This window comes from Ignavibacteriota bacterium (assembly GCA_016708125.1).
In the GTDB taxonomy this organism is placed as follows: Bacteria; Bacteroidota; Ignavibacteria; order Ignavibacteriales; family Melioribacteraceae.
Genome location: JADJGF010000001.1, coordinates 3,383,907 through 3,410,257 on the forward strand (window position 1 = coordinate 3,383,907; position 26,351 = coordinate 3,410,257).

13 protein-coding genes are annotated in these 26,351 nt (G+C 31.9%); all 13 read left to right on the top strand.

The window, feature by feature from the left end; translation table 11 throughout:
- The first annotated feature begins 13 nt into the window (after positions 1-13).
- The 13 genes from IPH62_14585 to IPH62_14645 all read left to right on the top strand — a co-directional run bounded on the left by IPH62_14585 (position 14) and on the right by IPH62_14645 (position 26,342).
- Entirely contained in the window at positions 14-1,435 is a 1,422-nt protein-coding gene (locus tag IPH62_14585; GenBank protein ID MBK7106503.1) for an MFS transporter, read from the top strand.
- Between the two features lie 60 nt (positions 1,436-1,495).
- Positions 1,496-4,573, top strand: coding sequence for a TonB-dependent receptor (locus tag IPH62_14590; protein MBK7106504.1), 3,078 nt, complete (start codon positions 1,496-1,498; stop codon positions 4,571-4,573).
- 36 nt (positions 4,574-4,609) lie between these two features.
- Positions 4,610-6,415, top strand: a complete 1,806-nt coding sequence (locus IPH62_14595) for a T9SS type A sorting domain-containing protein (protein MBK7106505.1) — start codon at positions 4,610-4,612, stop codon at positions 6,413-6,415.
- 114 nt (positions 6,416-6,529) lie between these two features.
- Complete coding sequence (locus IPH62_14600) at positions 6,530-10,276, top strand: T9SS type A sorting domain-containing protein (protein ID MBK7106506.1); 3,747 nt, start codon at positions 6,530-6,532, stop codon at positions 10,274-10,276.
- Between the two features lie 228 nt (positions 10,277-10,504).
- Positions 10,505-12,148 (top strand): DUF5597 domain-containing protein, encoded by a 1,644-nt coding sequence (locus IPH62_14605; protein ID MBK7106507.1) that lies wholly within the window; start codon positions 10,505-10,507, stop codon positions 12,146-12,148.
- A 24-nt stretch (positions 12,149-12,172) separates the two neighbouring features.
- A complete protein-coding gene (locus IPH62_14610) occupies positions 12,173-14,146 on the top strand; it encodes a T9SS type A sorting domain-containing protein (protein ID MBK7106508.1) in 1,974 nt (657 codons plus the stop codon).
- Between the two features lie 46 nt (positions 14,147-14,192).
- Complete coding sequence (locus IPH62_14615; GenBank protein MBK7106509.1) at positions 14,193-17,162, top strand: CotH kinase family protein; 2,970 nt, start codon at positions 14,193-14,195, stop codon at positions 17,160-17,162.
- A 12-nt stretch (positions 17,163-17,174) separates the two neighbouring features.
- A complete protein-coding gene (locus tag IPH62_14620; GenBank protein MBK7106510.1) occupies positions 17,175-19,118 on the top strand; it encodes a sialate O-acetylesterase in 1,944 nt (647 codons plus the stop codon).
- A gap of 19 nt (positions 19,119-19,137) precedes the next feature.
- Positions 19,138-21,051, top strand: coding sequence for a T9SS type A sorting domain-containing protein (locus tag IPH62_14625; GenBank protein ID MBK7106511.1), 1,914 nt, complete (start codon positions 19,138-19,140; stop codon positions 21,049-21,051).
- Between the two features lie 107 nt (positions 21,052-21,158).
- Positions 21,159-24,032 carry a glycosyl hydrolase 115 family protein gene (locus IPH62_14630; GenBank protein MBK7106512.1) on the top strand — a complete coding sequence of 958 codons (2,874 nt, stop codon included), beginning with the start codon at positions 21,159-21,161 and terminating at the stop codon, positions 24,030-24,032.
- A gap of 17 nt (positions 24,033-24,049) precedes the next feature.
- A complete protein-coding gene (locus IPH62_14635) occupies positions 24,050-24,721 on the top strand; it encodes a cobalamin-dependent protein (GenBank protein ID MBK7106513.1) in 672 nt (223 codons plus the stop codon).
- Between the two features lie 2 nt (positions 24,722-24,723).
- Entirely contained in the window at positions 24,724-25,608 is an 885-nt protein-coding gene (locus tag IPH62_14640; protein MBK7106514.1) for a homocysteine S-methyltransferase family protein, read from the top strand.
- The gene (locus tag IPH62_14645; protein MBK7106515.1) at positions 25,608-26,342 is read left to right on the top strand and encodes a hypothetical protein; all 735 of its coding nucleotides are present in this window, start codon (positions 25,608-25,610) and stop codon (positions 26,340-26,342) included. The genes IPH62_14640 and IPH62_14645 overlap by 1 nt, the downstream gene beginning before the upstream one ends.
- Positions 26,343-26,351 lie beyond the last annotated feature (9 nt).

The window sequence follows — 26,351 nt, forward strand, 5'->3', positions numbered from 1 at the left end:
CGGACGAAATTTTATGACTGAAAATAAAGTTGGGCTTGTTCTTCAGAAATCATATTTATCATTACTAGAAAAAATTGGCTATAGTGTTGGAGATACAGCTTCAAACATCTATTTTCAAACCTTTATAATCTTCATGCTTAATTTTTATACGGATGTTTTTGGGATACCAGCCGCCGCTGTTGGCACAATGTTTTTATTTACAAGAATATTTGATGCAATTAATGATCCGATAATGGGTGCAATTGCAGATCGTGTAAATACCAGATGGGGCAAGTTCCGTCCTTTTGTTTTTTTCTTTTCAATTCCAATGGTAATAATGGGAGTTCTCACTTTTACAACTCCTGATTATGATATGTCCGGCAAGCTAATTTATGCGTACATAACTTATAATCTTTTAATGGTAATGTACACAATCGTAAATGTACCTTATTCTTCACTAATGGCTGTAATAACTCCCAATTCTTTAGAAAGAACGGAATTAAGTTCATTTAGATTTGTTGCTGCTTTTGTTGGCGGACTTATAGTTCAAGGCTCAACAATATATTTAGTGAAATATTTTGGAAATGGAAATGATGCTGTTGGATGGCAATGGGCAATGGGTATTCTCGGTGGATTAGCAATGATTTTATTATTCATAACTTTTGTTACAACAAAAGAAAGAGTGCATCCGCCAATTGGACAAAAATTAGAAGTTAAAAAAGATTTAAAAGATTTATTTTCAAATAAAGCTTGGTTATTAATTGCAGGTGCAACGGTATTCCAGCTAATATTTATCGTTATGAGAAGTTCATCAATAGTTTATTATTTCAAATACTATGTGCTTGATCAACAATTAAATCTTTTTGGAAATGTTATTGATTTATCATACGAAACTTTTACATCCACATTTTTATTATCCGGAACAGTATTTAACATTTTAGGTGCTATTCTAACAAAATGGCTATCCAAAAAGTTTGATAAAAGAAATACATATATCGGCTGTTTATTTATAAGTGCAATTGGCGGATTAAGTTTTTATTTCGTAGCTCCAAGCAGCGTTATTCTTATATATGCTATAAATATAATTATTTCATTTGCGTGGGGTCCGGTTTCAGTATTGCAGTGGGCAATGTACACAGACGCTGCAGATTATTCAGAATGGAAAAATGGTAGAAGAGCTACCGGACTTTTAATGGCTGCCTCATTGTTTGCTCTTAAATTGGGACTTACTTTAGGTGGAGCTTTAGTTGGATATATTTTAGCTTATTATGGTTTTATTGCAAATGAAGTTCAAACTTCCGAATCAATTCAGGGAATAATTTTATTAATGAGTATTTACCCGGCTATTTTTGGGTTTATCGGCTCAGCTTTGATGATTTTATATCCGCTTACAAATAAAATGATGGTTAAAATTGAAGAAGAATTAATGGCAAGAAGAATTGAAGTTAATAATTAAAATAAAATATAAAAATTTAACATGTCTTGGATTTAAAGAAACTTAATATGAGGTAAATATATGGCTACAGAAATTTACAAGTCATTAGGAAAAATTTTAAAACTTTGTAGTTTATTGTTCATTGTTTTTAATTCAATTGCATTAGCACAATCTGGTTCACTTAGAGGAAAAGTTTTTGAGAGAGATACAAATGATCCACTTGTTGGTGCTAACATTATTGTTAAAGGTACAACACTTGGCGCTTCAACTGATTTTGATGGAAAATTCCTAATAAGAAATATTCCCACCGGAAATCACACTTTGACTGTAACATATATTGGTTACAACCAAGTAAGTAAAGAAATAACAATTTCGGCAAATAGAACTTTAGAAATGGATTTCACACTTGAACCACAAGTTTTGGAAGGCGAAACAGTTACAATAACGGCTCAAGCTAAAGGTCAAGTTTCCGCAATTCAACAACAATTAACAGCAGATCAAATAACAAATGTTGTCTCAGAAGAAAGAATTCAAGAATTACCGGATTTTAATGCTGCTTCAGTATTAAGTAGATTACCAGGAATATCAACAACGCAAAGTTCTGGTGAAGACAACAAAGTTGTTATTCGCGGACTTTCACCAAAATATAATTCAATAGAAGTTGAAGGAGTTAAACTATCTTCTACAGGAAGTTCACAAATTGGGCTTTCTTCAAATCCCGGTGCAGGAGGAAGTATTTCTAATGATAGAAGTGTTGATCTTACAATGATTTCTCCATACATGATTAGAATGATTTCTGTTTATAAATCTTTAACTCCGGATATGAATGCGAATTCACTTGGCGGTACAGTTAACATGGAATTAAGAGAAGCGCCTTCTGAATTCCATTGGAATTTGATGTATCAACAAGGTTATACTGCAAAGAGTGCAACTCTTGGAAATTTTAGAGCTGTTGCTTCGGGAAGTAATAGATTTTTAGATGACAAATTTGGAATTTATGCTTTAGTAAATCTTGAATCATATGATAGGAATTCTGATAATTTGGATGCCTCATATGACATTCCGGGCGGTGATATTTATATTGATCCAACAACAGGATTTAAACCTGTTGAAGTTAATACTGTTACATTTAACAGACATCTTGAAACAAGAAAAAGATATGGCGGAAACTTAATTCTGGATTATAAAATTCCCGATGGCTCATTAAAATTTGTGAATATGATTGCTCGTATAAATTCAGATTATACCGATCATCGCCAAATAATTAATTATGATGCCGGAAGAATGAACTGGACACTTAGACAAGGTGAAAATATAACCGATCAACAAATGCATTCACTAAAGTTTGATTATGATTTAGGTTATGCAACAGTGGATTTGTCTGTTAGCTATACAGCTTCAAGAAATTTTTTGGATAAATCACCGGAATATAATTTTAATCAAGTTGATGCAGTGCAAAGTGGCGTTTTCAGAGATAATGTTATACCTGAAGATTTAACATATTTACTCACAAATTTTAAGGGAGATAGCGCCGTAATTCTAAATAATGCAAATTTATATAGCAATGATTATCAGGAAGATAAATTAACATACAAAGCAGATTTGGAATTTCCGTTTTTTCTAGGTTCTTCATTAAGCGGCTTTATCAAATTTGGCGGTCAAATGTACAACCAAACAAATGAAACTGATCAAGAAGCTCCGTACTTAGCATTTAATGGAAATGCAACAAGTGATGATGATGATATTCAAGCAAATTTAATGAGAACAATTATGAATGAATTTGGAATATCTGTAAGTGAAGATGGAAAACTTACTGGTACAACATTTTTAACTAGTGATAATGAATTATTTGATCCTTTTTTAGAAAACAAGTATGGAAGTATTTTTTATGTATCATCAATAGGAACTTTAAATAATATCTTGGATTACATTGTCGGAAATCCTGCATTTGATGCATCAAATAGTCAATACAGCTCTGGAGCTCAAGGTGGTTGGTATGATGGACCTTATCAACAATTAATAAACGATTATGAGTATAAAGAGAATTACTATGCCGCTTATGGAATGACAAAACTTAATTTTTGGGATTTTATGTTTATCGGTGGTGTTAGATATGAAAAAGTTGAAACTGAATATTTTGCATATAACGCAAGAGATCAGCGGAATCCTCAATCCCAAGTTATGTATGATACAACATCTGTAAAATCCAATGATTATTTGCTACCGATGTTACAGTTAAAATATTCTCCGTTAAAATGGATGGATTTAAGATTTGCATATACTCATACTTTATCAAGACCAGATTATCATGCACTTAGTCCAAAATTCTCAATAACACAAGGCAACCAAATTTATACAGGAAATCCTGAATTAAAACCCGCTACATCTATGAATCAAGATTTAAATATAACATTTCACTCAAATGAAATAGGACTTTTTTCGATAGGTGGATTTTATAAAAAAATTGAAAATTTTGTATATAATGCTTCATATCGCTTGGACCTTGCCGAAGAAGCTGGTATTGATGCTCTTTCACGATATCAAATTTATAGAGACGGAGATCCGGTTGTTACTCCAATACTAACAGCAGGAAAGTCAGATGCAACTGTTTTTAGACCATTGAATAATCCTTATGATGCAACAGTAAAAGGTCTTGAATTAGATTTTCAACATAACTTCTGGTACTTACCATCACCGTTTAATAATTTTGTAATTGGTTTGAACTACGCAAATATTTCCTCAGAAACAACGTATCCATGGTATGATGTCGAAGTAAAAATAATTGGTCGCGAACGAATTACTGTTTTTATTGACAGCGCTTCAACTGGAAGATTAATTGATCAGCCAAAGCATATTTTTAATGCTTATTTGGGTTATGATTATTTGGGATTTTCCTCAAGACTTTCATTTTTATTCCAAGATAATTCCGCGAGAGGTAATGGCGGTAGAAACCCAGAGTTAGATTCATACACAACAGAATATTTCCGAATTGATTTTGCGGCTCGTCAAAAACTTCCCATATGGAATAGCGAATTATTTTTAGATGTAAGCAATCTTAATGGTTCAAATACAAGCTGGATTCAACGTTCTATTGAAGGATATCTTGGTATTCAAAATTATGGTTTAACTGCTAACTTAGGAATTAGAGTTGTGTTTTAAATAATAAAGTTCTATAACTCATAAAAGGAGTAATATATGAAGAAAGTATCACAAATTATTTTAGTTTTTCTTTTACTAAACATTGTATCATTAGCTCAAAAGGATACGGTTCATGTTCTTGGATTGTATGAGTCAGGTGGTACATATGGTACTCTAAATACTGCTATCGAAGATGCTATAACAAACGGCACAATAAATAATACAGTATTTAAGCTTACACCATATGAAGTTTATGTTTTAAGTAGAAGTATATATTTAGATCATAATCAGAATTTAGAAATTGTTGCTCCAAAAGCTGGAACAACTCAAGAAACCGCTCCACCACAAATTGTGTGGACTGAAGAAGCGATAGATAGAGTTTATATTATACAAAGCTATGGAGATGTAATTCTTAAAAACATTTGGATTAGATATGCAGATATTCTAGGAAGTAAAGTAAGTTGTTCAATTGTATTTGAAAATCAAGAGACCGCAGATGATCCGGAACAAGGTGATTTTGAAGGTTGTATTTTTGATTATTGCGGAATTGGAGCTGAAGCAGGCGGAGCAGTAACTGTAAAAGCAGACCACTTTGTCGGAAACTTCCAAAATAGTTATTTTAGAAATCTTTCTGATAATCACTTCAGATATTATGGACGTGCAGTATCTTTCCCATATGAAAGTACCGGTTGGCATTATGATAAACTACTTTTTGAAAATTGTACTTTTTCAAATCTTGGAAGAATTGTTATGCAGGAAGGTAATGAGTATAGTGATAATGTTCATATAAATCATTGTACATTGATCAATTCTTTAGAATGGGTTTTCCAATCTGCTGGTTGGATTAGAAATGCATCAATAACAAATTCTATTTTTATAAATCCAAATATGTTAGGTTATAGAGCACTTGATGTGTGTGATGATAATCAAACGTTTGATGATTTCCAGGCTGGTTTGTGTGATCCTCCAGGTGGTGGTTTAATCAATGGTATTACTGAAGTTGATTCATTCGGATTTACAGTTCCGTTTACTGATCTTGACAGAAAAATTTACATCGGTAATAATGTTTATGCATTTACTGACTACATGAAAGATTGGTATACCGGTTGCGGCTGGTGTCAAGAACAGCATAGAAATAGATTAGATGTAGAGCTTTATAATCCTCCGCCAATGTTGGGCGAAAATGAAATTGCTTTTATTGATTCTGTTGATGATCAGGGAAATAAAGTCTTTAAAACAATGAATGTTGATTGGACAACAATTTTTGAAGAAGATCCGGGCTTTGTTGTTGAACCAGTTAATCAGGATACATTCTTATTATTTGTGGAATATAAGTGGAGTACAGCAGCTGATGTTGACTGGTCATATCGTCCAGACGTTGGTTTAAATCAAATATGGCCTTTGCCAGAAAATTTGGCATACAATAATTCAGCTTACCAAACTGCAGCAATGGGTAATTTTCCATTGGGAGATTTAAATTGGTATCCGAATCAACTATCTGCATGGGAAGCTCAAAAAGAAACAGAATGGACAACTATAAATAATTGGCTACAAAATGGAACTGCTACTGATATTGAAGAAACATCTGGTTTAATTCCAGTCAATTATGAGCTTAAACAAAATTATCCTAACCCATTCAACCCAACTACAAATATTGAATATTCAATTCCGGTTGAAGGACATGTTTCGCTTAAGGTATTTAATAGTTTAGGACAAGAAGTTGCAACATTAGTTTTCTCAAATCAAAAAGCTGGAAATTACAATGCTACATTTGATGCAACTGGTTTAGCCAGTGGAATTTACATGTATCAGTTACAGTCAGAAAATATAACTTTAAGTAAAAAATTTGTACTTATTAAATAATGAAAAACAATTTTTCAAATTCATAAAGTAAGAAAAGTGGTTATATGTTTTTACAATTATTAAAATTTTTGTAAGACATTTAGATAATATTTTACACAATAGAAGGAGGAAAAAGTGTTCAAAAAACTAATTATTTTATTTATGTTTATCATATCAACTAATTTATCAGCCCAAACTGTAGTTCTGTCTGATGAATTTGATAGTGGAGACAGCAAATGGAATACCGGATGGATTGATGCATCAACAACAACAGTTGCTGTATCGATTGATAATACTGGTAAACTTTCAGGTACTAACTCCTACAAAATTGCAGTAACCAATGGCGGAGTAGAAATGTGGAGAGTCCAAAGAATCTCTGCGCTTCCACTAAAAGCAGGTTATCAATACACAATTTCTTTTATGGCTGTTGCAGATCAAGACAATGCCGGCATCAATTTTTTGTTTGAAATTGGTGGAGATCCTTACACAAAACGTATTGATGATACAGTTACAGTAACTACAACACCTCAAACTTATTCTTTTACTGTATCAGCCACAGAAAATGTTCCAGATAATTTTGCAAAATTTATGTTTGGATCAGCAAGAAACAATAACACAACTATCTGGTTAGATGCAGTTGTTGTTACAGAGATGGAAGATCCAACTCTTATTTCACAATGGGGATTATCGAAAGAATATAATACCTTATGGCCAATCCTAAATAATAGTGCAACTGCACCAGGAGATGCATCGATGGGTGGAGCAGCAGTAAGCGGATGGAAAGGATTACAAGGCGGATTTGGACAAGATCTTACAATAACTACTGATAAAGCTTTAGTTGTAAAGGGTCAGATGGAATTTGTAGGAGCCGATGCAGGAGATTCGTACACACCGATAAGATATGCATTAACATATCAAGATAGTAATACAACATTACAATATGCATTAACAGATTCAGCAACATGGTCACATAAAGGCAACCATTTCGGATATGAGTTCACACCAAGAACTGGAGCAGGCACAATGGCAAACGGAGCCGGCGGTGGCGGCACAGTGTGGACAGTAAATAATGGAAACTGGGCAAGTACATGGAGTAATGGCGGAAAACCGATAACAGCAGTAAATCAAGCACCAAGAAATGCACAAATAGTAGCTGGTGTTTATGATTTTGCAGTTTCTGTAAAATCAATTGATGACATAACTAATGAGATTAAATGGTATATGGTTGAAAAAAGCAATAAGTACTGGTTTGGTGGAACAATAATAGACACTTCAACAACAAAAAAATTCAACAGTATCATATTTGGAGTAAATGAAGTACCATGGACTGAATTCAAAGTAAGTGGAATGAGAGTTGAATTAACAGATCCAATCACAGTACCGGAAGCTCCATGGCAGGCATATTATGTAGATCAATGGGGATTATCGAAGGAATATAATACATTGTGGCCAATATTGAATGATAGCACAACATTAGTAGGAGATGCATCAATAGGTGGAGCAGCAGTAAGTGGATGGAAAGGATTACAAGGCGGATTTGGACAAGACGTAGAAATTAGCACAACAAAAGCAATAATAGTGAAAGGAGAAATAGAATTTGTAGGAGCCGATGCAGGAGATTCGTACACACCGATAAGATATGCATTAACATATCAAGATAGTAATACAACATTACAATATGCATTAACAGATTCAGCAACATGGTCACATAAAGGCAACCATTTCGGATATGAGTTCACACCAAGAACTGGAGCAGGCACAATGGCAAACGGAGCCGGCGGTGGCGGCACAGTGTGGACAGTAAATAATGGAAACTGGGCAAGCACATGGAGTAATGGCGGAAAACCGATAATAGCAGTAAATCAAGCACCAAGAAATGCACAAATAGTAGCTGGTACATATAATTTTGCAGTATCGGTACAATCAATAGATGCAACAACTAATGAGATCAGATGGTACATGATAGAAAAGAATAACAAATATTGGTATGGTGGAACGATAATAGATACTTCAACAACTAAAAAGTTCAACAGTATTATATTTGGAGTAAATGAAGTACCATGGACTGAATTCAAAGTAATTGGAATGAAAGTAGATAAAGGTGATCCAATCACAGTACCGGAAGCTCCATGGCAGGCATATTATGTAGATCAATGGGGATTATCGAAGGAATATAATACATTGTGGCCAATATTGAATGATAGCACAACATTAGTAGGAGATGCATCAATAGGTGGAGCAGCAGTAAGTGGATGGAAAGGATTACAAGGCGGATTTGGACAAGACGTAGAAATTAGCACAACAAAAGCAATAATAGTGAAAGGAGAAATAGAATTTGTAGGAGCCGATGCAGGAGATTCGTACACACCGATAAGATATGCATTAACATATCAAGATAGTAATACAACATTACAATATGCATTAACAGATTCAGCAACATGGTCACATAAAGGCAACCATTTCGGATATGAGTTCACACCAAGAACTGGAGCAGGCACAATGGCAAACGGAGCCGGCGGTGGCGGCACAGTGTGGACAGTAAATAATGGAAACTGGGCAAGCACATGGAGTAATGGCGGAAAACCGATAATAGCAGTAAATCAAGCACCAAGAAATGCACAAATAGTAGCTGGTACATATAATTTTGCAGTATCGGTACAATCAATAGATGCAACAACTAATGAGATCAGATGGTACATGATAGAAAAGAATAACAAATATTGGTATGGTGGAACAATAATAGATACTTCAACAACTAAAAAGTTCAACGGTATTATATTTGGAGTAAATGAAGTACCATGGACTGAATTCAAAGTAATAGGAATGAAAGTAGATAAAGGTGATCCAATCATAGTACCTAAAGCTCCTTGGCAGGATTTTTATGTTGATACTTGGGGAATTTATGGTGGAAATAGCGGTGGTTGGTCACTAAGACCAGGTGATTTAACAGGAAATGTTGATTTCAATGGTGCAGCAGTTCCTACAGGTTTAGCAGCAGTTAGAGGTGATTTGGGATTGATTAACCCAGAACCAGGTGTAGATGTATTTGTACTAAAAGGAAATATCAATCTTGCTGGTGGCGGATTTACGGGATCAGCAAGCTTACGTTTTGGTTTGTTTAATGGCGTTGGTGGAAATATTGCAGTTGATTCAACATTAGATTCAAGTAATGTTTGGACTGGATCAGATGCATCGAATAATGGTTATTTAATGTTACCACAAGAAGGAACAAACAGTAGTGTTGCTTGGGGAACAGGCAGTGGAACATTTGGTAAAATAGCAAATGGTGTTTGGTACTCTTATGAAAACGGTGTTGCATTAGGTGATTTAGGTCCAATTCAAACAGCAGGAGGAGCTGGAACATATAAATTTGAAATATGTGTAGCTCCTAAAACAGACGGTACTTCCCAAATTCTTTGGACATTGAAGAAAAATGATGGTTCATATTATATGGAAGGAAATGCTATTGATAATGCTCCAGTAACATCATTTAATAGTTTTATTCTTGGAATTGGTCAAGGTGCAACTGCAACTTCATTACACTTAACTGATATTCAAGCTACAATGACTGATGAAGTAATCGTTACAGATATAGAAGCTACAAGTTCGGGTATTCCAACTTCATATTCATTAGGTCAAAACTATCCAAATCCATTTAACCCAACAACTACAATTGAATTTGCATTACCAAAAGATAGTGAAGTTAAAATAGTAGTGTATGATATTTTGGGAAGAGAAGTAGCCAATTTAATTAAAGGGGATTTAAAAGCCGGATATCATCAAGTTAATTTTAATGCTGTAAATTTTGCTTCCGGTATTTATTTCTATTCAATTAAAGCTGGTGATTTTACAAGTACTAAAAAATTAGTATTAATGAAGTAATTTTTGTTTTGTGTTCTTAATTATTTAGGGACACAAAAATTTATTTTACTGGATGGTTAATGTTATGATGACCGCATACCTATATTGAGCCTCCGATATAGGTGCGGTCATCTCTTTTAATATAAAGATATTATTATAAAATACTTTTGAATTTATAAAAGTTTAAACATCACTTTGTAAATTAAGTTTACGGAATTTTAACTAAATATCATTTCAACTGGAAAACAAATGAAGCGAATTTATATTTTGTTAGTAATTTTATTTATCGCTTTTCATCAAAATTTAATTTCACAAAACTTACAAAGTCAATCTAAAAATATTCCTTATCTAAAAACGCAAAGTAAAACAACTCAGTTAATCGTTGATGAAAAGCCATTTCTAATTCTTGGCGGCGAACTTGGGAATTCATCATTCACAAGTTTGGAATACATGAAACCCATTTGGTCAAAATTAAAATTGATGAATTTAAATACTATACTCGTTCCGGTTTATTGGGAACTGATCGAACCAACAGAAGATAAATTTGATTTTATTTTATTTGACGAATTAATTAGTGAATCAAGAAAATATAATTTTAAACTTGTTCTCTTGTGGTTCGGTTCATGGAAGAATAGTATGTCAAGTCACGCCCCAGCTTGGGTTAAAACAAATCAAGAAAGATTTCCACGCGTGAAAGATGATAAAGGAAAAAGCCACGAAATTTTAACTCCTTTTTCTGATGAGAATTTAAATGCAGATATTAAAGCATTTAAAGCATTGATGAAACATATTAAGGAAATAGATGAAAAAGAAAATACAATTATAATGGTTCAGCCGGAAAATGAAATTGGTATGTTACCAACAGCAAGGGATTACCATCCGCAAGCAAATAAAAAATTTAATGAAAAAGTGCCAAATGAATTAATTCAATATCTGAAAAAAAATAAAAATAAACTCGTTCCGGAATTTGAAGAAGTTTGGAAAAAAAATGGTTATAAAGAAAATGGAAATTGGGAGGAAATATTTGGAAAGAATGTTTATACAGATGAAATTTTTATGGCTTGGTATTTTGCAAAATTTACAAATGCAATAACTGAAGCTGGAAAATCAATTTATCCTTTGCCAATGTATGTTAATGCTGCGTTGAATAGACCAGGTAGGCTTCCGGGAGAATATCCAAGTGCTGGACCTTTACCGCACATAATGGATATTTGGAAAGCTGGTTCGCCGGCAGTTGATTTTTTATCACCCGATTTTTACAATCCGGATTTTAAACATTGGTGCGATCTATATACGCGCCAGCAAAATCCGTTGTTTATACCAGAACATAAATTTGATACGACTGCTGCAGCTAAAGTTTTATTTACATTCGGACATTACGAAGCAATTGGCTTTTCTCCATTTTCAATTGAATCCACAGATAAACCGGAAGACGAACCAATTGGGAAAGTATATAATTTAATAAATCAGTTAACCCCCATAATAACTGAGAATCAAGGGAAGGGCAAAATTAATGGTGTTCTACTCAGTAAGGAAAATCAAGAAAGTATCTTACAATTTGGTGATTATGAACTTACAATAAAACACAGCCATTCATTGGGATACGAAAAGAATTCTAAAAATGATGAATGGGGATTTGGTGCTGCTGTAATTATTCATACAAAAGAAAATGAATTTTACGTAGCCGGTTCTGGATTTGTAATTACATTTAGAAATATTAAAGACCCAAATTTAATTGTGGGATTGTTAAAAGTTGATGAAGGAAAATTTGTTGATAATACTTGGAAGGTTATAAGACATATGAATGGTGATCAGATTCACCAAGGCAGACATGTACGCGCTTTCTTGGAAGATTATTCTATTCAAAGATTTGAACTTTATAATTACAAATAATATCAATGAGAAATTCTGAACTATATGAAGAAAGCATATTTAATAATTTTATTTTGCTGTTTACAATCCGTGTTAATTTTAGCAAATGATTTAAAATTACCTTTTCAAAAATGGGTTGGAACTTGGAGCACTGCTCTGCAATTGGTCGAAACCGGAAACAATCCACCAGCACCCGGTTTAACAAATAATACAATCCGACAAATTGTTCGCGTTTCAATCGGCGGTGATAGTTTACGATTGAAACTATCAAATGAATTTAGCACAAATCCGGTAACGTTAAAAGAGGTTCATATTGCTCTTTCGTTAGGAAACGGAATTATCGATTCTTTATCAAGTAAGCAATTATTTTTCAACGGCAATCAAGAATTTACAATGAATGCCGGAGAAAACGTAACTTCCGATCCAATTCAATTTTCATTACCGCAATTAACTGATGTTGCAATAACAATTTATTTCGGTAATACTTCGGCTGATATTACCGGACATCCTGGCTCAAGAACAACAACATATATTCTTACGGGAAATCAAACAGATAAAAATGATTTTTCGGAAGCCGTTAAAACTGATCACTGGTATGTAATAAATACAATTGATGTTTTAGCTTCGGATACAACTTATGCAGTTGCAATTCTCGGAAATTCAATTACTGATGGACGCGGATCCGGAACAAATAAACAAAATCGCTGGCCGGACGAACTTGCAAAAAGATTGCAAAATAATTCAAGTACAAATCAAGTTGCTGTTCTTAATTCCGGAATCGGCGGAAATTGTGTACTCGGTAATTGTTTGGGACCATCGGCAATAAACAGATTTGAACGAGATATTTTAAATCAAAGCGGAATAAAATGGGCAATAATTTTTGAGGGAATAAATGATATCGGAAATGCGTGGAATACAGATGTAGGTGATAATTTAATTGAAGCATACAAGGGTATGATAAATGCTGCTCATGCAAAAGGAATTTATGTTTACGGTGCAACGATACTTCCTATGAAAGGACATTCTTATTATTCAGAATCTCATGAATCAATTAGGCAGAAGGTAAATAGTTGGATACGTTATGGCGGTTTATTTGATGATGTAATTGATCTTGATTTAGCATTACGAAATCCTTTGGACACATTAAGTTTATTGCCCGAATCGAATACCGGTGATCATCTTCATCCAAATGAAAATGGGCATAGAATGATTGCTGAAGCCGTTGACCTAAATTTATTTTTAAAGAAAGATTTCTTGAATTATTCAAATAAAAATGAAATACATTATTATGAAATAGAATGTGGTAAAGTTGGTTTGAACTGGAATGTTGTTAATGATTTCCAATCTTCAAATGAAAAATATGTTACAGTAAAAACCGGATTGCAAAGTTTAAATTCTGCACCGAGCGATATTATAAGTATTATCGAAATTCCATTTCATATTGATTCGACCGGAACATTTTTAATTTATATCAGAATGAATTGCGCAACTTATGATGATGATTCTTTCTGGTTGAGTTTTGATAATTCGGATTTTCAAATACAAAATGGATTAGTTACTAGTGGATGGGAATGGAAAAAAATATATGATTTTAACTTTGTTACAGATGAACATATTTTAACAATTGCTTATCGAGAAGATGGAGCAAAGCTTGATAAAATTTGTATCACAAACTCGACTTATCCGCCAAGTGGATTGGGTGAACAAGCTGAGAATCTTTGCGAACCTACAGATGTAGTTAATTCAAAACAAAAAGCTTTTGGTTTTAAGTTATATCAAAATTATCCAAATCCTTTTAATCCAATTACAAAAATTAATTATTCTGTCCCGACAAATACTTTTGTTACATTAAAAGTTTATGATGTTTTGGGAAATGAAGTTGCAAATTTAGTAAATGAAACAAAAACTGCCGGAAGTTATAATGTTGCTTTTGATGGAAATTATTTATCAAGCGGAGTTTATTTGTATCATTTGAAATCTGAAAATTTTTGCAGAAACAAAAAAGTTGATTTTAATTAAATAGTCGTTAAATAAAAATAATATTCCAATTAAATATTTATCGAAAATGAAAAAACTTATAATACTATTCATTCTGCTTTTTACAATTTATACAAATGCTCAATCAATTTTAATTAATGAAGTAATGGCATCAAATAAAATTACGATATTGGATGAAGACGGTGAACCATCGGACTGGATTGAACTTTATAACAATAGTGAAAATGAAATTAATCTTCAAAATTATTTCTTAAGTGATGATTCATTAAATCTAAAAAAATGGCAGTTTGAGAATATGATTTTAGCTCCACGAGAATATCTTTTAATTTTTGCTTCCGATAAAGATACAGTTATGAATTATCATCATACCAACTTTAAAATTAGTGCAAGCGGAGAAAAAATATTTCTAAGTGATTCCAGTCAAATTATTGATCAAGTTATTGTTCCGGCATTAACGGTTGATTTTTCTTATGGAAGAATATTTAATGAATTTAATAATTGGAAAATTCAAAATCCAACACCGGGCTTTGAAAATAACAATAACGAAATTATACAATCTGCTGATAGTGTAGTAGCATCACTGCCAAGTGGAGTTTATTCTTCTGCAATTTCTGTTGAGTTGTCCGCCGGAGATAGTGAAATTTATTTTACTCTTGATGGAAGTGATCCCGATTCAAATTCAACAAAATATACAGATCCAATTGATATTTCAAATATTACAATTTTGAAAGCGATAAGTTATAAGCAAAATCTTAAACCTTCGCTAATTAGCCATCATAGCTATTTTATTGGTGTTGACACGGACTTGCCCATTATTTCTTTAATAACCGATCCGGTTAATTTATTTAGTGATAGTATTGGAATTTATGCAAATGGTCCGGGTTGGACTCCAAACCCGCCGCATCATGGCGCAAATTTTTGGATGGATTGGGAACGTCCCGCACATGTTCAATTTTTTGATGATGATAAAAATTTAGGATTTTCAGAAAATTGCGGAATTGAAATTTACGGTGCTTACACAAGATCATTCGCACAAAAATCTTTTTCGGTAAAATTTAAAGAGCCATATAATTCATCTGCACTTGAGTATGAATTATTTCCGGGATTTGACATTACAACTTTTAATTCCTTTATTTTGAGGAATTCCGGTAATGATTTTCAGTTCACTCATTTCAGAGATGCGATGATGCAATCTCTGGTAAAAGATCTTGATATTGATTATTTGGAATATCGACCCGCGGCTGCTTACATTAACGGTGAGTATTGGGGAATATATAATATTCGTGAAAAAATAAGTGAACATTATATTGCAAATCGTCACGGAGTAAATCCGGATAGCATTGATATGCTTGAAGGAAATATGGAAGTAATTCATGGCGATTCTTTGCATTATGCTGAGCTTATAAATTACATTAGCAATAATGATATGACCACCGATGAAGCATATAAATATATTGATAAAAAGATTGATATAGATAATTGCTTACTTTATTTTGCTGCCGAAGTTTATTATAACAGTCAAGATTGGCCAGCAAATAATGTTAAATTTTGGCGTGAACGAAAAGAAAATGGAAAATGGAAATGGAAATGGATATTATTTGATTTGGATTTTGGTTTTAATCTTTATGAAACATCGGGACAATCTGAAAATCATTTAACATATTTGTTATCGGGAATTGAAACGCGTCCGGGTTCAAATCCGCCTTGGTCAACTTTACTTCCTAGAAAAATTTTAGAAAATCCTAAAATCAAAAATAAATTTATTAATCTTATTTCTGATTTGTTGAACTCAAACTTTAAAAGTGATCGTGTAGTAAGTATTATAAATCAATTGAAAAATCACTTAACTATTGAAGGACCAAAACATAGAACGAGATGGGGAATCAGCGATTTTACATTTAATGATCACGTGCAGAGAATGACTAAATTTGCACAAGAACGCCCAAATTATCTTCGTGGATTTGTTAGAAATTTCTTTGGTGCGGGGGAAGATGGGCTAATTACAATCAATTCAACGCAAGGTGGAAAAATTAAAATTAATTCTATAATTCTTGATCCGAATAATTATCCATGGAGTGGAAAATATTTTTTTAATGTTCCGATTGAAGCAGTCGCTATTCCAGATAAAGGTTACAAATTTGTTGGATGGAGTGAGGAAAATTCTTCAACAGAAACTACAATAACTTTTAATGTTGCGCGTTCTACTTTTTTAACCGCAACTTTTTCTGTTGATAGTTCAACAGCGAAAGAAATTGTAATTAATGAGATAAATTATAATTCTTCGGATGAATTTGATTCAGGTGACTGGATTGAATTGTACAATAGAAAAGATTTTGAAATTGATTTAAGTAATTGGTATTTCTCCGATAGCGATTCATCGCACAAATTTATTTTTCCATCAGAGACTAAAATTGCTCCAAAGAGTTTTTTGGTGTTAGTAGAAAGCGACAGTTTGTTTACGAGTAAATTTCCCGAAGTTGAAAATTATTTAGGTGAATTAGGATTTGGTTTTAACGGTTCCGGTGAGTTTATGAAATTGGTAAATAAAAATGGAGAAATTATTGATTCGCTTACTTATGATGATAATTTACCTTGGCCGATTGAAGCTGACGGAAATGGAAATACATTAGAATTAGTTGATGCAGAAACTGATAACTCAGTTGGTGAAAGTTGGAAAGAATCAAGAAAAAATGGAACACCCGGAAAAGTAAATTCAGTTTTAGTTTCTATTAATGATGAAAATTCAGCCAATTTACCAAATCAATTTTTGTTGATGCAAAATTATCCTAATCCTTTTAATCCATTAACAATTATAGAATATTCAATTCCACTAAGCGATATTAGAGAAATATCAAATGTAAGTTTAATTATATATGATATTTTGGGAAAAGTAGTAGAAGTTTTAGTGAACGAAAAACAAAATACTGGAAATTACAAAGTTGAATTTAATGGTGAAAATCTTTCATCCGGAATATATTTCTACACATTAAAATGTGGGAATTATATTCAATCAAAAAAAATGATTTTATTAAAGTAAAAATTTAAAAATATGAAAACAAAAAAACTTAAAAATATTATTTTAATATTCGTTATTGGTCTAACGAATTTAATATTTCCTCAAGTAAAATTACCAAAGTTAATTAGCGATGGAATGATTTTACAACGCGAAACAGAAGTTAAAATATGGGGCTGGGCTTCAGCAAATGAAAAAATTGAAATCAAATTTCTAGACCATAATTTTAAAATAGTTGCAGATGGAAATGGAAATTGGGAAATAGTAATTGCTAAGCAGCGAGCTGGCGGACCTTACGAATTAAAAATATCTGCAAAAAATTTTATTGTGATTAAAGATATTTTATTTGGAGATGTTTGGGTTTGTTCGGGTCAATCAAATATGGAATTTCCAATGAAACGTGTGAGTTGGAATTATCCGGGTGAAATTGAAAAATCTGAAAATAATTTTATTCGACAATTTGCAGTTCCTCAAAAATATAATTTTAAATTTGCCGAAAATGATTTTACAGAAGGAAGTTGGAAAAGTGCAAACCCGGAAAACACACCAAATTTTTCGGCAGTTGCATATTTTTTTGCAAAGAAAATTTACGAGAAATATAAAATTCCAGTTGGGATAATAAATGCAGGCCTTGGCGGTTCACGCATTGAATCTTGGATGAGTGAAGATGCTTTGCAAAAATTTCCACATCATCTAAATGAAGCTTTGATGTTTAGAGATGATAATCTAATTAAGAAAATTGAAGATTCTGATATTGCCCGTTCCAATGCCTGGTATAATTTGTTACGACAAAAAGATGAAGGTTATAAAGATCAAAAAAATATTTGGTACAACTCGGACTTGGAAATTAGTGACTGGAAAAAAATAAATGTTCCGGGTTATTGGGCTGATACTGAATTAGATAAAGTGAACGGAGTTGTTTGGTTTAGAAAAAATATTAATGTGCCATCAGAATTAGTTGGAAAATCTGCAAAATTAATTTTGGGGAGAATAGTTGACGCTGATTCGGTTTTTGTAAACGGAAAATTTGTTGGAACTGTTGGTTATCAATATCCGCCAAGAAGATATGAAATCCCGAAAGATATTTTAAATGTTGGTGAAAATAATATTACAATACGCGTTATAAGCAATGCTGGTATGGGTGGCTTTGTGCTTGATAAAGATTATGAAATTGATTTTGATAATACTTCAATTAGTTTGGAAGGGGAGTGGAATTATAAACTTGGTGCAATAATGCCGGAATTGGGAAGTCAAACTTTCATTAGATGGAAACCGATGGGTTTATATAACAGTATGATTTCACCCTTGCATAATTATAAAATTAAAGGATTTGCTTGGTATCAAGGTGAATCAAATACTTGGAATCCTTCTGAATATTCTAATCTTTTATCATCAATGATTTCTGATTGGCGGACAAAATGGAGCAATAATAATTTGCCATTCATCGTTATCCAACTTCCAAATTTTATGGAAGAAAAAAATGAACCATCTGAAAGCAGTTGGGCAACTTTTAGAGAAGTTCAACTTGATGCATTAAAAATACCAAATATTGGTTTAGTTGTTACAATTGATTTAGGTGAGTGGAATGATATTCATCCATTAAATAAAAAAGATGTTGGTGAAAGATTGTTTCTTTCTGCGGAAAAAATTGCATATAAAAATAATTCTCTAATTCATTCCGGACCAATTTATAAATCGATGAAAATTGAAGGGGGCAAAATCATTCTATCATTTGATAATATTGGCGAAGGGTTAATTTCAAAAAATGATGAAGAACTTAAGGAATTTGCAATTTGCGGAAATGATAAAAATTTTATTTGGGCAAATGCAAAAATTGAAAATGATAAAGTTATTGTATGGAATGAAAAAATTAAAAATCCAGTCGCTGTTAGATATGCTTGGGCTGATAACCCGAGTAAAGTAAATTTATATAATAGTGCTGGTTTGCCGGCATCACCTTTCAGAACAGATAAGTATTAAAATTATTCGAGATAAATTTATGTTATTCAAAAATTATATGGTAAAAAAATACTTCACTATATTTTTATTTTTGTCATTTACAATTGCGTTTGCGCAATCTGTTTCTGTTAATGGAAGAATAACTGCCTCTAGAACTCCGGTAACAGAAGTTATGGTAACTTTTATTGATAATTCAGATACGACGAAACAATATACTGCGTTTACAAATTCGCAAGGTTATTATTCAACAAGTATAATAACCTCAATAGAATCAGACGAAAAAAATATACCGACAAGTTTTAAGCTTGGACAAAGTTATCCAAATCCGTTTTCTTCAACAACCGCTATCCCTTATGCCCTGGATAAAGAATCAAATGTAAATGTTAACATTTATGATATTCTTGGAAGAGTTGTAAGAAAATTTGAAATTGGAATGGAATCTGTTGGAAGTCATAATTTATTCTGGAATGGAAAAAATAATTCCGGAAATTTAGTTTCAAACGGAATTTATTTTTATCAGTTTTTAGTAAATGGTGAATCACAAATAAAAAAAATGATTTTCAATAAAAATGGCAGCAACTCATTTGTAATTCCAAGAGGAAATATATTTTCTGAAAATCAATCTTTAACAAAATTAAACAATATAAAAATTACGGATACAACATCATTTACAATTCTCTTGAAAAATACAAATAATACAACGCCATTAATTGTTGAAAGCAAATTAGAAAATGTTTTTATAAGAAAAGATACATTAATAAATTTTGCCGTTACGTCAAGACCGGTTGCAATAGTTAATTTGGATAGCTTACATCAAATTATTAGAGGATTTGGTGCATCAAATATTTTACTTTGGCGTCCGGATATGACAAATGCAGAAATTGAAACGGCGTTCGGAACCGGTGATGGACGGCTTGGGTTTAATATTCTTAGACTAATGGTTGAAGCGGATAGCAATCGTTGGGGATTGTATTTATCAACTGCTAAAAAGGCACAAGATATGGGAGCTTTAATTATTGCTTCACCTTGGCATACACCAAGTAATATGACTGAAACAGTAAATAGTGTAAGTAGAGTTAAACATGATATGTATGCTGATTATGCAGAACATCTTAATAATTATATAAAATTTATGACATCAAACGGGATTGATCTTTATGGAATATCAATTCAAAATGAGCCCGATATTACTGATCAATGGACAAGTTGGACATCTGCCGAGATTTTTGATTTCATGAAAAATTATGCCGATAAAATTGTTGGAACAAGAGTTATGGCACCGGAATCTTTTCAGTTTAAGGAGACATATTTAAATCCAATTTTAAATGATTCTGCAGCATGCGCAAATACTGATATAGTTTGCGGACATATTTACGGCGGCGGAATTGCTAAATATCCTTTAGCATTTGAAAAAGGCAAAGAAGTATGGATGACAGAATATTTAATAAATAGTCCCGGCAGCGGAGCAAATATGGATACATCTTTAACCGGAGCCATGGCAACTGCGAAAAGTATAAATGATTGTATGCTAGTAAATATGAACACATACATTTGGTGGTATTTGGTTAGGTATTATGGACCAATTTGCGATGGAACTTATTTGAGAAAAGGTGAAGTAACTAAAAAAGGTTATGTGATGTCGCAGTATGCAAAATATATTCGTCCGGGATTTGTTAGAGTTGAAAGTAGTACTAGTCCGATGAATAGTACAATTATGGTGAGTGCATATAAAGATTCGGAAAGTGATAAGATTGTAATAGTTGCAATCAATAATTCAACGGCTGCAACTGAGCAAAATTTTAGAATTCGTGGAGTAGGAGAAATTTCATTGCTTATTCCAATTACAACATCCGGATCAAAAAATTGTGAAAGCGGTACTGAGCTTACGGTTACTGATGGAAATTTTAAATATAATATGGAACCACAGAGTATCACAACATTTATTACAAATTAGAATTATTATTTTGTAGCAAAATATTATCATGCGTAAAATAATATTGCAAAAATAGTTTCAACTAATAAAAACAATAAATTATTGTAAGAAAATTTTAGGAGTTATGAATGGAAAAATTAAATAAAATAATTTTCCTTCTCTTAATTATAATAAATATAAATTTTGCAGCAAGTGAAGATATTGTTTCAGAAACAAAATTATCAAATTCGTTTCCAATAGTTGAAAATAAAATTGCCTCACAAATAATTATTAGTTCTTCTGATTTTCAAGGAGTTCATAAAGTTGCATCATGGCTTCAGAGTGATATTGAAAAAGTATCAAATGTTAAACCGGATATTTTGATTGATGAATTTAAAAATGTCAGAAATGCAATTATTATCGGAACAATCAATCAAAGTAAAATTATTGATCAGTTAATTTCAGCAAGAAAAATAGACGAAAATGAATTATTAAATAAGTGGGAAAAATTTGTAATTCAAATTGTTGAAAATCCTTTGCCAAATATTGAAAAAGCTTTGGTAATAGTCGGTAGTGATAAGCGCGGAACAATTTATGGAATGCTTGAACTATCTAAAATTATTGGTGTTTCACCTTGGTATTGGTGGGCAGATGTTCAAATAAAAAAGAAAGAAAATATTTATTTCAATAAATTATTTTACACAAATGGAGAACCAAAAGTAAAATACAGAGGAATATTTATCAACGATGAAGCGCCGGCACTTTCCGGTTGGGCAAATGAAAAATTCGGTACGGATAAATTTAATCACAAATTTTATGAAAATGTTTTTGAATTAATTTTACGATTAAAAGGAAATTTTCTTTGGCCGGCAATGTGGGGAAGAGCTTTTTACGATGATGATAGTTTGAACGGAAAAATTGCAGACGAATTGGGAGTTGTAATCGGAACTTCGCATCATGAACCAATGATGCGTGCTCACGATGAATGGCGAAGATATGGAAATGGTAAATGGAATTATGCAACGAATGAAAATGAGTTGAAAAAGTTTTGGCGTGATGGAATAAATAAGACTAAAAATTATGATAAAATTATAACTCTCGCTATGCGCGGTGATGGCGATGAAGCAATGAGTGAAGATGCAAATGTAAGTTTACTTGAAAAAATTGTACATGATCAAAGAGAAATTATTTATGATGAAATGCAAAAACCGTTGGAAGAAATTCCGCAAGTATGGGCATTGTATAAAGAAGTTCAAGAATATTATGATAAAGGAATGAAAGTTCCAGATGACGTTACAATTTTACTTTGCGATGACAATTGGGGGAACTTAAGAATACTTCCCAAACTTAACGAACCTAAAAGAAAAGGCGGATTCGGAATTTATTATCATTACGATTACGTTGGTGGTCCGCGAAACTATAAATGGTTAAACACAAATCAAATTGAGCGCGTTTATGAGCAGATGAATTTAGCTTATTATTATGGTGCCGATAAAATATGGGTTGTAAATGTGGGTGATATAAAACCAATGGAATTTCCAATTTCATTCTTTTTAGATTTTGCATGGAATCCCACAAAAATAAATTCTAAAAATTTAGATGAATTTTATATTACTTGGGTAAACGAGCAATTTGGTGAAAAGTTCCAAAATGAAATTGCAGAGGTTTTAAAATTATATACCAAATATAGTTCGAGAAGAAAACCGGAATTATTATCACCGGAAACTTATAGTCTCACGAACTATCGTGAGTTTGAAAATATTGTGAAAGATTACAATACTTTACTTATCAAGGCACAAACTATATACAATCAAATTCAAGATGAAAATAAAGATGCATTTTACCAATTAGTTTTGCATCCAGTGGAAGCTTGTGCAAACTTAAATGAACTTTATTATATCGCCGCAAAAAATAAACTCTATGCAAAGCAAGGAAGAATTTTAACAAATGAATTAGCAAAAAAAGTAAAGGAATTATTTGAGAAGGATAAATCGATAACAAATTATTACAACAATATTTTAGCTGATGGAAAATGGAATCATATGATGGATCAAACCCATATTGGGTATACAAATTGGCAGCAACCGGATTCCAACAAAATGCCGAATATAGTTGAAATTAATAATTCTGAAAATGCAGAAGGCGGAATATACATTGAAGGAAATGAGAATAGTTCAGAAACTTTAATTTTCCCCAGATATGATAATCTAAATCAACAAAATTATTATTTCGAGATTTATAATAAAGGGAAGAAATCTTTTGATTTCAATATTCTAAAAAGTGTTGAATGGATTAAACTTTCAAAAGTATTCGGAAGCATAAAAGATGAAGAAAGAATTTATGTTGAAATTAATTGGGAAAATATTCCAGATGGATTTCATAAAGAATTTATAACTGTAAAATCTTTAGATAAGGAATATAAAATAAATTTAGAAATTAATAATAATAGTTTGGTTGAAAATATATCGAATAGATTTATTGAGAATAATGGAGTTATTTCAATAGATGCAGAGAATTTTAACAAGAAAATAAAAAATAATAAAATTGAATTTGAGATTATCCCAAATCTTGGGAGAACTGCTTTAAGTGTAATATCGGTACCGGTTTTTGAAACATTAGAAAAAATTACTAATGATTCACCACATTTAGAATATGATATATTTTCATTTTCAAAGGATAGTGCAAAAATTAAATTATATTTTTCCCCGACGCTAAATTTTACTAATAATACAAATGGAATTAGATATGCAATTTCTATGAATGATGAAATTCCACAAATTGTAAATATAACATCAAATCCAAATCCACCGGATTTAAATTACGATAGAGTTTGGAATAAATGGGTTGCGGAAAATATTAATATTCAACAAACAAAACATTTCTTAAAAGAAAATGGCAATCATACTTTGAAGATTTGGTTAATTGATCCCGGAATTGTTCTGCAAAAAATTGTTATAGATTTTGGTGGATTAAAAGAAAGTTATTTGGGACCAGCAGAAAGTAAAATTTATAATTCAAATTAATATTCATTGAAATAATTATGAGTGAACTTTTAGAAAGAATTAGCATTTGTGTAGAAAGAGGAAAAATAAATTCGAAATCTCCATACCCTAAAGATTTAGTTGGACAAGATGGAGCCGATGAAATAACGGTTCAAGCGTTATCAAAAAATATTTTACCCTCAGAAATTCTTACAGCTTGCAACAATGCAATGCAGAGAATTGGAAATCGTTATAGCCGAAATGAAGTTTTTGTTCCGGAATTACTTATGGCAGCAAAAGCTATGCATGCAGTAATGGCACATTTAAAACCATATTTTAAAACCGGAGAAGTAAAATCCAAAGGTAAATTTATTATTGGTACAGTTGCCGGAGATTTACATGATATTGGCAAGAATTTAGTTTCAATGGTTGTGGAAGGCAATGGCTGGGAAGTAATTGATTTAGGCATAGATGTAAAAACTCATAAATTTATTTCCGCAATTGAAGCTAACCCAACCTGCATAATCGGATTGAGTGCTTTATTAACAACAACAATGGCAGATATGGCAGCCACAGTAAAAGAAATAAAATCAAAATTTCCAAATAATATTGTAATTGTTGGAGGAGCTCCTTTATCAAAAGAAAGTGCTGAAAAAATGGGAGCAGATGGTTATGCTTCAAATCCTCAAAGCGCTATAACGTTTTTAAATGAAATTATTTCAAGGAATTAAAAATGGTAACGATAAAAGAATTATTAAATCAGAAGAAAGTACTTGTGTCTGATGGAGCTTGGGGAACTTTTCTTCATAAGCAAGGATTACAGCCGGGAGAATGCCCGGAATTATGGAATGCTACAAATCGTGAAAAGGTGTTTAATGTAGCAAAAAGTTATGTCGATTCCGGAGCTGATATAATTTTAACAAATAGTTTTGGTGGAAGTCCATTCAAACTTTCACATTATGAATTACAAGAAAGAACTTACGAACTAAATAAACTTGCCGCCGAAATATCAAGAGAAGCTGCCGAAAATGATAAATTAGTTTTAGGTTCTATTGGTCCTACTGGAATTATTTTAATGATGGGGGAAGTTACTGAAGATGAACTTTATGAAGGATTTAAAATTCAAGTAAAAGGATTAATTGATGGTGGAGCAAATGCAATTTGCATCGAAACCATGTCAGCACTTGATGAAGCAATTCAAGCAATAAAAGCTGTTAAATCAATTAGTAATACTGAAATTGTCTGTACTTTCACTTTTGAAAAAATGGTTGACGGAAGTTTTAAAACTATGATGGGAACTTCACCAACAGAAATGGTAAAAGAATTGATGGAAATCGGAGTTGATGTAATTGGTGCAAATTGTGGTAATGGCTTTGAAAATATGATTGAAATTGTAAAAGAAATTAGAAGTGTTGAAAAATATATTCCAATATTAATTCATGCAAATGCGGGAATGCCAATACTGGTAGATGATAAAACTATTTTCCCGGAATCTCCGGAATTTATGGCTTCATTAGTTGTTGAACTTAAAAACTGCGGTGCAAATATTATTGGCGGTTGCTGTGGAACAACGCCCAAACATATTAGAGCTATTGCTCAGAAACTTAAAAGTATTTAATGAAAATTATTAATCAAGAATTAGTAGAAAATAATTTATTTGTTTTAAAATTTGATCAATCTGAAATTGAAATTGATAAAGTAAAAATTGCAGATGAAATTGGTTATGTAAATGGTAATCTACCCGAAAATATTGATGATTTGTTGAATCAAATTATTTTAGAATCAAAAGGTAAAATTTATATTGAAGCTGGTTATAAAACTGGTGAATTAAAATTATTTAATAAAAATATTTTCTTTAATGATACTGAATTTAATGTTAATAAAATTATATATAATCAATTTATTGAAGCTGATAATGCAGCAATATTTGTTTGTACAATTGGAAATGAGATGGAATTATGGTCGAAGAAAAATACTGCAGAAGGAGATTTGTTGCGTGGTTATTTAATAGATGTTACAGCTTCAACAATTGTAGAAAATGTAGCTGATTTGTTGCATGATTTTATTGGGAAAACATTTATTGAAAAAGATTGGAAAATTACAAATAGATATAGTCCGGGTTATTGTAATTGGCAAGTAAATGAACAGCAAAACTTATTTTCATTACTTCCGAAAAATTTCTGCAATATTAAATTGAGTGATTCATCCTTAATGAATCCAATAAAATCAATAAGCGGAATAATCGGCATAGGTAAAAATGTTAAGTACAGAGAATATTTTTGCGAAAGATGCGGAATTAAAGATTGTACACAAAGAGTATATCTGCAAAGGAAAAAGAAATCAAAAATTTAAATTATGCGA